Source organism: Pantoea sp. X-Soil-OKNW-713, from assembly GCF_059730685.1.
This window is the reverse complement of record NZ_AP035995.1, coordinates 977,553-989,562: the sequence shown is the minus strand read 5'-3', so window position 1 is coordinate 989,562 and position 12,010 is coordinate 977,553. Positions and strand designations below refer to the sequence as shown.

11 protein-coding genes and 1 tRNA gene are annotated in these 12,010 nt (G+C 54.9%); 6 read left to right on the top strand and 6 right to left on the bottom strand.

The genetic code is table 11. The annotated features are described in order from the left end of the window. Positions 1–286: 286 nt before the first annotated feature. Positions 287–362 (bottom strand) — tRNA-Thr (locus AC6I8R_RS04440). Between the two features lie 382 nt (positions 363–744). On the opposite strand from AC6I8R_RS04440, the gene AC6I8R_RS04435 reads away from it, so the two are divergent. Both AC6I8R_RS04435 and AC6I8R_RS04430 read left to right on the top strand, forming a co-directional pair. Then, positions 745–954, top strand: a complete 210-nt coding sequence (locus AC6I8R_RS04435; protein ID WP_013508023.1) for a YdgH/BhsA/McbA-like domain containing protein — start codon at positions 745–747, stop codon at positions 952–954. 123 nt (positions 955–1,077) lie between these two features. Next, the gene (locus tag AC6I8R_RS04430; protein WP_013508022.1) at positions 1,078–1,293 is read left to right on the top strand and encodes a YdgH/BhsA/McbA-like domain containing protein; all 216 of its coding nucleotides are present in this window, start codon (positions 1,078–1,080) and stop codon (positions 1,291–1,293) included. A 153-nt stretch (positions 1,294–1,446) separates the two neighbouring features. Here the strand turns inward: AC6I8R_RS04430 and proA are convergent, their stop codons facing one another. Both proA and proB read right to left on the bottom strand, forming a co-directional pair. After that, positions 1,447–2,700 carry a glutamate-5-semialdehyde dehydrogenase gene (gene proA / locus AC6I8R_RS04425; protein WP_497832737.1) on the bottom strand — a complete coding sequence of 418 codons (1,254 nt, stop codon included), beginning with the start codon at positions 2,698–2,700 and terminating at the stop codon, positions 1,447–1,449. A gap of 10 nt (positions 2,701–2,710) precedes the next feature. Beyond that, positions 2,711–3,814 (bottom strand): glutamate 5-kinase, encoded by a 1,104-nt coding sequence (gene proB / locus AC6I8R_RS04420; RefSeq protein WP_021186172.1) that lies wholly within the window; start codon positions 3,812–3,814, stop codon positions 2,711–2,713. A 251-nt stretch (positions 3,815–4,065) separates the two neighbouring features. Here proB and ompC point away from each other — a divergent pair, with 251 nt between their 5' ends. Further along, on the top strand, positions 4,066–5,181 hold the full coding sequence (gene ompC / locus AC6I8R_RS04415) for a porin OmpC (protein ID WP_497831947.1): 1,116 nt from the start codon (positions 4,066–4,068) through the stop codon (positions 5,179–5,181). A gap of 64 nt (positions 5,182–5,245) precedes the next feature. Here ompC and crl read toward each other — a convergent pair whose 3' ends face one another. The 3 genes from crl to gpt all read right to left on the bottom strand — a co-directional run bounded on the left by crl (position 5,246) and on the right by gpt (position 7,517). Beyond that, positions 5,246–5,647 carry a sigma factor-binding protein Crl gene (crl, locus tag AC6I8R_RS04410; protein ID WP_021186170.1) on the bottom strand — a complete coding sequence of 134 codons (402 nt, stop codon included), beginning with the start codon at positions 5,645–5,647 and terminating at the stop codon, positions 5,246–5,248. 45 nt (positions 5,648–5,692) lie between these two features. Next, the gene (frsA, locus tag AC6I8R_RS04405) at positions 5,693–6,940 is read right to left on the bottom strand and encodes an esterase FrsA (protein WP_415175015.1); all 1,248 of its coding nucleotides are present in this window, start codon (positions 6,938–6,940) and stop codon (positions 5,693–5,695) included. A 118-nt stretch (positions 6,941–7,058) separates the two neighbouring features. Further along, positions 7,059–7,517, bottom strand: a complete 459-nt coding sequence (gene gpt, locus AC6I8R_RS04400) for a xanthine phosphoribosyltransferase (RefSeq protein ID WP_021186168.1) — start codon at positions 7,515–7,517, stop codon at positions 7,059–7,061. A gap of 254 nt (positions 7,518–7,771) precedes the next feature. Between gpt and pepD the strand changes: the two genes are divergently transcribed. The 3 genes from pepD to AC6I8R_RS04385 all read left to right on the top strand — a co-directional run bounded on the left by pepD (position 7,772) and on the right by AC6I8R_RS04385 (position 11,993). After that, a complete protein-coding gene (pepD, locus tag AC6I8R_RS04395) occupies positions 7,772–9,232 on the top strand; it encodes a beta-Ala-His dipeptidase (protein ID WP_021186167.1) in 1,461 nt (486 codons plus the stop codon). Positions 9,233–9,492: 260 nt separating this feature from the next. Continuing rightward, on the top strand, positions 9,493–10,998 hold the full coding sequence (locus AC6I8R_RS04390; RefSeq protein WP_021186166.1) for a sugar ABC transporter ATP-binding protein: 1,506 nt from the start codon (positions 9,493–9,495) through the stop codon (positions 10,996–10,998). Continuing rightward, positions 10,995–11,993, top strand: a complete 999-nt coding sequence (locus AC6I8R_RS04385; protein ID WP_021186165.1) for an ABC transporter permease — start codon at positions 10,995–10,997, stop codon at positions 11,991–11,993. Before AC6I8R_RS04390 ends, AC6I8R_RS04385 begins: the two co-directional genes overlap by 4 nt. The last annotated feature ends 17 nt before the right edge of the window (positions 11,994–12,010 follow it).

Here is a 12,010-nt window from a genome sequence, read left to right as displayed (position 1 = left end):
TCTACGATAAACAATCAATGCAGCTTACTAAAACCATACCCGTGACCGAGCATTGGGCAATAACTGAATCTTTAATTGAATCATTAAATGTAATTATTAATACAGCCTTTTTGGGGTTTATTATTTGCGTTCCCCTGATCCTGATTATTTTCAAAAAAGTAAGATGATCCTGAATCCACCCGAGTGCAAATTTTTATAATGAATCAACAAAGTAAATGCGATATCGTGAGTTAGTCTCACACGTTAATGGCCGGAGGAGAATATGGCATAATTTATGGATTTTACATGGTGCCGGTAATAGGAGTCGAACCTACGACCTTCGCATTACGAATGCGCTGCTCTACCAACTGAGCTATACCGGCATGAAGGCGGGTAACTACGGGGCAATAAGTTAGAAAAAACCTCCAAACGAGTCAAGGGGCAACGCACCGCAGGTGGAACTTATCAGCATTCCCTGACAAAACCGTTCATATCGCCAACACCCACCTGTAGGTAGCGGCGCGATTTATCGCGCGGGTTTAAACCCCAGAGTTGCCTGAAAACCGCGCGATAAATCGCGCCGCTGCGACTCCTTCAACCAAAGGTGTCTGCTGAACAGGAAAGATTCATCGCGCATATTATATTCAATTTTTTTGAATTCTTTCAGCAAATCCCTCAGCTTTTCCTCACCCGCCGACAGGTCTATTCTCTCTCACATCGAGGCACAACGCCTCACCAATTAAACAAACTTCTGAGGAAATGACCATGAAATCTATCAAAACTTTCGTTGCAGTTGCCGCCCTGTCACTGGTTTCTTTCGGTAGCTTTGCGCAGAGCATCACTGCTTCCGCTTCTACCCTGGATGGCGCAGAAGCCAAAATCGCTGCACAGGCCAAACAGGCAGGTGCGTCATACAAAATCACCGGCGCACGCGTAGACAACGGTGCTTACCTGTCAGCTGAACTGACTAAATAAGGTAATAATTAGCACGATCACAGTTATCGCACTAATTATCATTCATGAAACGATAACTATGGTTATTATTACTTTCATCGAAGGCACACAGCCTTCCAAACAAACAAATTAAGGATTAAGACCATGAAAACTATCAAAGCACTGTCAATCGCCGCTGTAGCCGCTCTTTCCCTGATGTCAGCAGCCAGCTTCGCGCAGAGCATCTCTGTTACCTCTTCAACGCTGGACGGTGCAGAAGCCAAAATTGCTGCACAGGCCGCTCAGCAGGGTGCACAGTACAAAATCACCGAAGCGAACACCAATAACCGTGTTCACATGACCGCAGAACTGTACAAATAACGGATGGTCGTACAGGGACGTGCCGGAAGAGGTCGCCGCAAGGCGGCCTTTTTCGCATCTGGAGACTGGACAGTTGCGCGATAAATCGCGTCGCTACGAATCAGTGACAAAAAAGGCACCGTAAAAGGTGCCTGTTTTTCATCTGACAACACATCAAGCGCGTGGCGTATCGTCGCCCCAGCCAATCCATTTGTAGGTAGTTAACGCTTCCAGACCCATTGGCCCGCGCGCATGCAGTTTTTGCGTGCTGACTGCCACTTCAGCCCCAAGACCAAACTGGCCGCCGTCAGTAAAGCGGGTGCTGGCATTGACGTACACCGCCGAGGAATCCACCTGATTAACGAAGCGGTTAGCATTGCCAATGCTGCGCGTCAGGATGCCATCGGAGTGCTGGGTGCCGTGTTCACGGATATGATCGATAGCCTCATCAATATTTTCCACCAGCTTGACGTTAAGATCGTTCGACAGCCACTCATCGTCATACTCGGCAGCCTGCACCGCAACCACGCTGGCCGGGCCGTTCTGCACCAGACCAATTATGTTTTCATCGGCGTGCAGGGCAATTTTTTCTTCCGCCATCCGTTGCAGGAAAGCCGGGATAAAACGCGCCACCTGATCACGATGAATCAGCAGCGTTTCCAGCGAGTTACAGGCACTCGGGCGCTGTTTTTTGGCGTTAACGATTACCGTCAATGCCGCCTCTGTCTCCATAGTTTCATCAAGGTAAAGATGACACACGCCGATCCCGCCGGTGATCACCGGGATGGTAGAGTTTTCACGGCACAGCTTGTGCAGACCAGCGCCGCCACGCGGGATCAGCATGTCAACATAGCGATCAAGCTTCAGCAGTTGATTCACCAGTTCGCGATCCGGATTCTCAATCGCCTGAACCGCACCCGCCGGTAAACCGTGCTGCATCAGGGCATTCTGAATCACTCGCACTGTCGCGGCGTTGGTACGATACGTCTCTTTGCCGCCGCGCAGAATCGCCGCATTGCCGGTTTTCAGACACAGCGATGCAACATCCACCGTCACATTGGGACGTGCTTCATAAATCACCCCAACCACACCGAGGGGTACGCGACGACGTTCAATACGCAGGCCGCTATCGAGCAACCCGCCATCAATCAATTGCCCGACCGGGTCGGCCAGACGGCACACCTGACGTACATCATCGGCAATACCTTTCAGACGCTGCGGGTTGAGTGTCAGACGATCCAGCAGCGCTTCGCTCATACCGTTCTGGCGCGCATCGGCCAGATCCAGCTCATTGGCCGCAAGGATATCTGCGCTTTCCGCTTCCAGCCGATCGGCGATGGTCAGCAGCACCTGATTTTTCTGTGCGGTGGAGAGTTCCGCCAGTTTGTACGACGCTGCCCGCGCCGCTTTACCCATTTCTTCTAACATCATCCGCTCCTTAACTGACGATCATATCGTCGCGGTGCACCGCCACCGGGCCATATTCATAACCGAGGATCTCGCCAATCTGCTGGCTGTGATGCCCGGCGATCATCCGCATCGCATCGCTATTATAACGCGTTACGCCGTGGGCAATATCACGCCCCTCAAGGCTACGAATACGGATCACTTCCCCACGAGAGAAGTTGCCCTGCACCTCACGGATACCCTTCGGCAGCAGTGAGCTGCCGCGTTCAAGAATCGCCGCCAGCGCACCATCATCCACGGTGAGTTCACCGGCCGGTGGTGCGCCAAAGATCCAGCGTTTACGGTTTTCCAGCGGCGTTTGCTGAGCATGGAAACGGGTGCCAACCGGCTTACCTTCAATCACTTCGCCAATCACATTGCTACGGCTTCCGGCAGCGATAATCACGTCGATACCGGCGCGACAGGCCACATCCGCCGCCTGCAACTTGGTCGCCATACCGCCAGTGCCCAAGCCCGAGACGCTGCCACCCGCCAGGGTACGCAACGCATCGTCGATCTGGTGTACATCGCTGATCAATTCAGCTTCCGGGTTGCTACGCGGATCAGCGGTAAATAACCCCTGTTGATCGGTCAGCAACAACAATTTGTCGGCCCCGGCTAACATTGCCGCCAGCGCGGAGAGGTTGTCGTTATCGCCAACTTTAATTTCGGCGGTAGCAACCGCATCGTTCTCGTTGATCACCGGCACGATATGGTTGTCGAGCAACGCACGCAGCGTATCGCGTGCATACAGGAAGCGCTCGCGATCTTCCATATCCGCCCGCGTCAGCAGCATCTGGCCGATATGGATGCCATAAATGGAGAACAGTTGCTCCCACAATTGAATCAGACGGCTCTGCCCCACCGCAGCGAGCAGCTGCTTTGAGGCGATGGTAGGTGGCAGTTCCGGGTAACCAAGGTGTTCGCGCCCGGCCGCCATAGCGCCCGAAGTAACGATAACGATACGATGGCCCGCCGCGTGCTGCTGTGCACACTGACGAACCAGCTCCACCATATGCGCCCGATTCAGTCGACGTGAACCGCCGGTGAGAACGCTGGTACCCAACTTGACCACAAGGGTCTGACTGCCACTCATGTTTTTCCTGCCATATAAGAAAAAAGTTCTGCGAAGGGACGTTTTATCAGGAGTGAGCAAGGAAGCCAACAGCCACCGGGGGAAAAGCACAAAATTCCCCGGACAATGCCGTAGACCAAAAGTTCGCGATTAACAAGAAAACAGAAAAACTGTCATAAAACTTTCATCGCCACCCGGTAAAAAGTCCCCGTGATTTATTACAAGTCCTTTCACGGGCATAACAAATTTTACTCATTGGGATTGATAGCAAAATGATGAAAAGCAAACTGGCATTAGTCGTCTCCGCGCTGGCTCTGGCCTCCACCGCACATGCCGCCGAAGTGTATAACAAAGACGGTAACAAACTGGACTTCTACGGCAAGGTGAAAGCTGAACACTACCTGAGCGACAACGCCAGCTCAGACGGTGACAAATCATACGTGCGTATTGGTTTTAAAGGCCAAACGCAGATCAACGACCTGATGACCGGTTACGGCCAGTGGGAATATCAGTACAACGTCAACAACTCGGAAGGTTCAGACTCCAACAGCGGCAACAAAACCCGCCTGGGCTTTGCCGGTCTGAAGTTCAGCCAGTACGGTTCATTCGACTACGGCCGTAACTACGGCGTGCTGTATGACGTGGAAGGCCTGACCGACGTGTTCCCGGAATTCGGTGGTGACGGCACCGCACGCTCTGACAACTTTATGACTCAGCGCGCCACTGGCGTCGCCACTTACCGCAACAACAACTTCTTTGGCCTGGTGGATGGTCTGCGCTTCGCGCTGCAATATCAGGGCAAAAACGACGCCACCAGCGCCAACGCCCGTGGTAGCGCTACCGATACCTCCCGCCAGAACGGCGACGGCTACGGCGCATCGCTGGGTTACACCTTTGGTGACACCGGTATCAGCGCCATCAGCGCCATCACCTCTTCTGACCGCACCAACCAGCAGGAAGCCCGTACCTACGGTAAAGGCCAGAAAGCGGAGTCCTGGGGTGCTGGCCTGAAGTATGACGCCAACAGCGTTTACCTGGCCGCGATCTACACCGAAACCCGCAACATGACGCCAATCAGCGGCACTTATCAGGGAGCTTCAGTAGCCGGTGCGGCGAACAAAGCGCAGAACATCGAATTGGTGGCACAGTATCAGTTTGATTTCGGCCTGCGTCCGTCACTGGGCTATGTGCAGACCAAAGGCAAAGATATCGAAAACGGTATCGGCGATGCCGACCTGGTGAAATATATCGACGTGGGTGCGACTTACTACTTCAACAAAAACATGTCCATGATGGTGGATTACAAAATCAACCAACTGTCGGATGACAACAAACTGGCACTCAACAACGACGACGTTGTGGCTGTGGGCATGACTTACCAGTTCTAAAAACGTTTTACCCTCATTGTGTCTGTAATCAGAGGGCAGGCTCATCACCTGCCCTTTTTATTGGTTACGCGCTCAGCTTTACCGGTTGTTCATCAAATCCCGCAGCAGGTTTGAGATCCAGTTTCAGCTCATGCAGTGTCGCTTTAAGACGCTCGTGGAAGTTGCGCAGCGTCTCCTCAACTTTTGCATTGTTATCTTTGCCCTTGATGGCGGCAGCACTCCAGTTACCCGCTTTGTCGAACAGACCAAAGGTGTACTGGTAGGTGAAGTGATCTTCCTGCGCTTCCAGCTCCATCCACCAACCCCAGAATTCACGGCTTTCCGGTGCCGGTTTCACATTGATGCATACGGCAAGGCAATCAAAGAAGAAGCGTGTTTCTTCGCATTTCCCTTCACGAATATAGGGGCCAAGCTCGGTGAAGCGCTTAAGCAGACGGCTGCGGGGGTGACCACTCGGTAACGACATGCTAATTCTCCCTTTTCGATTAACGGACCGTGTAACGATTGCTACTTAGTCTTTTAACTGCTTTGCCAGCCAGTCGCAAATCTGATTTAGCGCTTTGTCGAAGCTACTGAAGACCGGTGCGGTTGGAATCATCAACGTTTTCCCCTGTGCCGAGGAGCTGGCAATCATCCGCGCATCCTCTTCAGGACAGAACAGATCGTTGTTCCAGTAAGCCGCCAGCATCGGGATCGGCGTACGGCGTCCCAACAACCCCTGCACTTTGAGCGAGTAGCGATTCAGTTCCGTACGCAGATTGCTGTCCGGGGTGGATGACATACCGAGGCGACTCGCCAGCATATCCATATACATATCCGGCAGTTGATCCTGACGCTGCGCATCGACAAACACGCCGTGTACCATCGCACCCAGCGTGGCGACCGCACGCAAACGCGGCACTTCGAGATAAGCCAGTCGCGTTGCGACGTTGGCACCAAAACGGTAGCCAAATAACCCCACACGCGTGTGATCAATCCACGGGATGTTGCTCAGTTCACGCAGCACCTGCTGATGTAACTGACTGGTGTCCTGATTCAGCGTCCATTTGCTGCTCAGACCCACCGACGGCATATCCAGCGTCAGCATCGCGATACCGCGTGGAGCGAGGTAATCGTGGAACAGACGATAATGGTCGATTTGCAGCGAATCCAGCCCGCCGCACAGCATCACCGTCGGATAAGGCGCTTTGGCCTGCGCAGGCATATGCAGAAAGCCGGTCACCGGGCTGCCGCCGCTGATGGAGAAGGTCAGGGCTTTTAACTCGCCCGAAAGGCGCTGGGTGGCTTCTTCGTAAGCCCGGTTGGCGAGCACCTGCGCCTGATCGGCCAGCTCGTCACCTTTAATATAGGGATAGGCTGCCAGGCTGTAGAGATTGGCCGCGTGCAACCACTCCTGACCTGCCTGTTCAGGGTTTTCATCCTGCATCGCTTCCTGCTGCCACACCGCCGCCTGCTTCGACCACTCAAAATTCCAGTTGCCGCTGCGGTAGCCAATCACCGTATCCAGCAATTCATCGCTGGTGTGTTCAACATTGCTGATGGCGATACGCGCCAACACTTCGCTGATCTCCTGCGGCGTCAGGCCACGCCAGGTCCACAGCAGTTTGTTCAGCATGCGATACCAGCAATGCTGGGTATCCCCTTCCAGCGTGTTATGTACCTGGATTGGGCTATGGTGCTCACGTCGCACCAGGGCGGATGTTTCAGGGTGTTTGAAACGCGGTTTGAATAGCTCTTCGCTGAGGTTTTTGCTCGGCATCGTAAACTCTCTCCTGCGACGGTCACGGCGAGGATCAGTTTACTGCACCCGCACTGTCGGTGCGAGAGACAGAAAGCACAACGCCCGGCGAAACCGGGCGTTGTTTGCGTTACATCAATCAGCTTTTGACGATGGGGGGAATGTACACCACACCCATGTCCCACGGCTGTTCGATCCAGGTGTTCTGCGGAATATCGACGATGTAATCATCCACCAGCGCACGGCCTGCCGGTTTCGCAAAGATGGTGACGAAACGTGCTTTCGGGTACATATCGCGGATTGCCTGCGCGGTGCCACCGGTATCCACCAGATCGTCAATCACCACGAAGCCTTCACCATCACCTTCTGCGCGCTTCAGCACGGTCATCTCACGCTGATGGTCGTGATCGTAGCTGGAGATGCATACGGTATCGACGTAGCGAATACCCAGTTCACGCGCCAGCAATGATGCCGGCACCAGACCACCACGGCTTACCGCGATGATGCCTTTCCACTGTTCCACAGGAAGCAGGCGCTGGGCCAGTTTACGGGCATGAATCTGCAACATGTCCCAGGTGACGACGTATTTTTCGCTCATAAAAGGAGTCCCGGCCAATTGAAGTTGGCTTAAAAATGTGCAAGGGGGAATGGGTTGCGCGAGATTATAAGGATCTGTCGCATTAAAAACCAGCATCTGCACATCGGTTGCGGGTTTTTAACGCGCCTGATTACGCACCCGGCCAGAAACAGTGATATTCTCAGCCCCATCACGTCAGATGAGCTGACGGCGATCTTTCACTGGAACCCCGCGTGCGAGCGGCCTGTCCGCCACGCTGACACAGGAGACGCGTTGTGTCTGAATTGTCTCAACTTTCCCCCCAGCCGCTGTGGGATATTTTCGCCAAAATCTGCTCCATTCCACACCCGTCTTATCATGAAGAAGCGCTGGCCGAATACATCGTCGGCTGGGCCAAAGAGCAAGGATTTTGGGTTGAACGCGATCAGGTCGGAAACATCCTGATTCGTAAACCCGCCACCAAAGGCATGGAAAAACGCACGCCGGTCGCCTTGCAGGCGCATCTCGACATGGTGCCGCAGAAGAACAATGACACGGTGCACGACTTCACCAAAGACCCCATTCAGCCGTATATCGATGGCGAATGGGTGAAAGCGCGCGGCACCACGCTGGGTGCCGATAACGGCATCGGTATGGCCTCGGCGCTGGCAGTGCTGGCTGACAACAGCCTGACACACGGCCCGATTGAAGTGCTGCTGACCATGACGGAAGAATCCGGTATGGATGGCGCGTTTGGTTTACAACCAAACTGGTTGCAGGCCGATATCCTGATCAACACCGACTCAGAAGAAGAAGGTGAGATCTACATGGGTTGCGCGGGCGGTATCGATTTTATCACCACCCTGCCGTTAAGCCGTGAGGCAGTGCCTGCCGGTTATGAAACCCTGAAGCTGACGCTGAAAGGCCTGAAAGGCGGCCACTCCGGCGCAGATATCCACCTCGGTCTGGGTAATGCCAACAAGCTGCTGGCGCGCTTCCTCGCCGCCCATGCGCGCGCCCTTGATGTGCGTCTGATTGAGTTCACCGGCGGTACGCTGCGTAACGCCATCCCGCGTGAAGCCTTCGCGACCCTGGCGATCGACAGCCATAAAGTGGACGCGCTGAAATCAGCTGCGGCGCATTTCCAGGCGACGCTGCAAAACGAGCTGGGTATTAAAGAGAAGAACATCGCGCTGCTGAGCGAGCCGTTGGCGCATCAGGGCCAGGCGCTGACTGCCGACAGCCGTGACCGCTTCCTGAACCTGCTGAACACCACCCCGAACGGTGTGATCCGCAATTCAGACGTGGCGAAAGGCGTGGTGGAAACCTCGCTTAACGTCGGCGTGGTGACGATGGACCAGGACAACGCAGAAATCATCTGTCTGATCCGTTCGCTGATCGATACCGGTAAAGATTACGTGGTTGAAGTGCTGACCTCGCTGGGTGAGCTGGCGGGTGCCAAAACCGCACCGAAAGGCGGTTACCCAGGCTGGCAGCCGGATGCCGATTCGCCGATCATGGCGCTGACGCGTAAAACCTACGAAGCGCTGTTTAGCAAAACGCCGAATATCCAGGTGATCCACGCCGGTCTGGAGTGTGGTCTGTTCAAGAAACCGTATCCAAATATGGATATGGTCTCCATCGGACCGACCATCACTGGCCCGCACTCCCCGGATGAGCAGGTTCACATCGCCAGCGTCGGTTTGTACTGGCAGCTGCTGACCTCTTTGCTGAACGTTGTGCCAGAAAAAGTGTAACTATTTCGTAAAGTGACTAACCAGGCTCCGGCCTGGTTTTTTTATGCCTGTTAACAACCCCAGCATAATTCGCTACAAATCCCTCACATCACCTCCCTCTTTCACCAGTCGCTTTGGTTACAGCCAGTTTTAGCCGCCGTTACGCCCAGATGTCTGGATGGCTAATAAGATTTTGTGCTAGCTTATGCGCTTTCGTTTGTTGCCGAGCCTGGATGTTCAGGAAAAAATGCGCCCAATTCTCTTTATTAAAGGCCCTGTCCATGAGTGCGATTAACCGCCTGGAGATGCGTAATATCTCCATCGCTTTTGGCGGTTTTGCCGCGCTAACCGAGGTGGATTTCACCACCGACGGTGGCTCGGTGCATGCGCTGACCGGCGCGAATGGCGCGGGGAAATCAACACTGATGGCGGTGCTGGCCGGTGCCCACAGCCATTATCACGGCGAAATCCTGCTCGACGGTGCTCCCGTCACCATTCGCTCACCGCGCGATGCCAAAAAACTGGGTATTCATCTGGTCCAGCAGGAAGTGGATGTGGCGCTGGTGCCACAGCTCAGCGTGGCGGAAAACATCCTGCTTGATCAGCTGGCAGAACCCGGCCACGGTTATCGCTGGGGCGAGATCCGTCGCCAGGCGCGTGCGCTGCTGGAGCAGCTGGAAGTGAACATTGATGTCAAACGCCTGGTGGAACGCTGCTCGCTGGCGGAGAAGCAGCAGATTTTACTGGCACGCGCCCTCTCCCACCACTGCCGCTTCCTGATTCTGGATGAACCCACCGCGCCGCTTGACCAGCATGAAAGCGAGCGTCTGTTTAACGTGGTACGCCGTTTACAGGGCAACGGCATTGGCGTGGTGTTTATTTCCCACCGTATCCATGAACTGAAAGCGATTTGCGACCAGCTGACGGTGCTGCGTGACGGACGGTTAATCGAAACCGCACCGATGGCCGCACTCAGCGGTGAACAAATCGTCGAGAAGATGCTCGGCCACCAGCTGACCGATGTCTACCCGCCACGTCGTGAACGTCAGTCGCAACCGCTGCTGCTGTCGGTGGAAGGTCTGCACGACGACCAGTTGTTGCAGGATATCTCGCTACGTCTGCATAAAGGGGAGATCCTGGGGATCGCCGGTCTGGCCGGTGCCGGGAAAACCGAGCTGTGCAAAGCATTATTTGGTGCCAGCAAAAGCCGCGTCAGCAAAGGCGAGTTACATGGTAAGCCGTGGCAGCCGCGTTCCCCGCACGATTCGGTGGAAAATCGCATGGCGCTGGTGCCGGAAGAACGGCGTAAAGAAGGCATCTTTATTGATGAGTCGGTGGCGATGAACCTGAGCATCAGCGCCGATAACAGTTTCTCGCGCTGGAGCCTGTTTGGTCATCGCCAGGCCTGGCGCTGGGCGGAAGAGGTGATTAACCGCCTCAACGTGCGTACCACTGGTCCGGCGCAGACGCTGCGCCGCCTGTCCGGCGGTAACCAGCAGAAAGTGGCGATCGGCAAATGGCTGCGCAATAACGCTGACGTGCTGATTTTTGATGAACCGACTAAAGGTGTCGATATCAAGGCGAAAACCGATCTGTTCAGCCTGATCGACGGTTTAGCGCGGGAAGGCAAAGGCATCATCTACGCTTCGGGTGAGTTTTCCGAACTGGTGGGCCTGTGTGACCGTATTTGTGTGCTCTGGGATGGGCGCATTGTGGCAGAAATGGAGGGACGTGAGGCCACAGAAGAGACGCTTTTGCTTTATTCCACCGGAGGAACCCCTGCGTGAGCAGCAAAGAAATAATCCTGAACCCGCAGCCTTCTCTGCGCCATCAACTGTTTGATTTTCTCTATAAATGGGGCATGTTGCTGACGGTGGTGATCCTGATCGCTGCCTTTGGCCTCGCGTCAGACAGCTTCCTTGAACCCACCAATATCATCAACATTCTGCGCTCGATCGCCATTGTGACGGTGATTGCGATTGGCGTGTCAATCTCGCTGACCATCGGCGGCTTTGACTTGTCGGTTGGCTCCACCGCGTCGTTAGCAAACGCGCTGGTGATTTCGCTGTTCGTCTGGTACGGCTTTGGCACCACCGAGGCGATCATTATCACCCTGCTGCTGTGCACCCTTGTGGGCCTGTTTAACAGCTTCCTGATTGTGGTGCTGCGCATTCCCGACATGCTGGCGACCCTTGCCACCCTGTTCGTGATTCAGGGCGTGGCAATGACCTACAGCTTTGGCGGCTCAATTACCGAGAATATGGTGATGCCAAACGGCGACATGGCGGAAGGGGCCATTCCGGCAGGTTTTAACCTGCTCGGCCAGGTACCAACCATCGTCATTATTATGCTGGTAGTGACCGTGGTCGCCCAACTGGCGTTGTCGCTGACCAAACATGGCCGCCGTATGTATGCCCTTGGCGGCAACCCGGAAGCGGCGCGTCTCTCCGGCATTCGCACCACCCGCTATCGCGTGCTGGCTTATGTGATCGCCTCACTGCTGGCAGGTCTGGGCGGCATCTTGCTGGCATCGCGTATTGGCTCCTCACAGGTGAATGCCGGTGGCGGCTATCTGATGGATGCGGTGGCGGCGGCGTGGATTGGCTTCTCGCTGGCCGGTTCCGGCAAACCTAACGCGCTCGGCACCCTGGTGGGTGCGGTGATCCTCGGCGTGCTGCAAAACGGGCTGGTGATGCTTTCCGTGCCTTACTACGCGATGGACATTATTAAAGGCCTGGTGCTGGCTCTGGCCCTGGCGATTACCTATATCCAGCGCCGCTAAGGCGCTTCCCTTGAGAA

Excerpts from the sequence above, each read along its gene's own strand:
- AC6I8R_RS04435 (WP_013508023.1), top strand. The coding sequence starts at position 745 with ATGAAATCTATCAAAACTTTCGTTGCAGTTGCCGCCCTGTCACTGGTT.
- gpt (WP_021186168.1), bottom strand. The coding sequence starts at position 7,517 with ATGAGCGAAAAATACGTCGTCACCTGGGACATGTTGCAGATTCATGCC.
- frsA (WP_415175015.1), bottom strand. The coding sequence starts at position 6,940 with ATGCCGAGCAAAAACCTCAGCGAAGAGCTATTCAAACCGCGTTTCAAA.
- crl (WP_021186170.1), bottom strand. The coding sequence starts at position 5,647 with ATGTCGTTACCGAGTGGTCACCCCCGCAGCCGTCTGCTTAAGCGCTTC.
- AC6I8R_RS04430 (WP_013508022.1), top strand. The coding sequence starts at position 1,078 with ATGAAAACTATCAAAGCACTGTCAATCGCCGCTGTAGCCGCTCTTTCC.
- proB (WP_021186172.1), bottom strand. The coding sequence starts at position 3,814 with ATGAGTGGCAGTCAGACCCTTGTGGTCAAGTTGGGTACCAGCGTTCTC.
- AC6I8R_RS04390 (WP_021186166.1), top strand. The coding sequence starts at position 9,493 with ATGAGTGCGATTAACCGCCTGGAGATGCGTAATATCTCCATCGCTTTT.
- ompC (WP_497831947.1), top strand. The coding sequence starts at position 4,066 with ATGATGAAAAGCAAACTGGCATTAGTCGTCTCCGCGCTGGCTCTGGCC.
- proA (WP_497832737.1), bottom strand. The coding sequence starts at position 2,700 with ATGTTAGAAGAAATGGGTAAAGCGGCGCGGGCAGCGTCGTACAAACTG.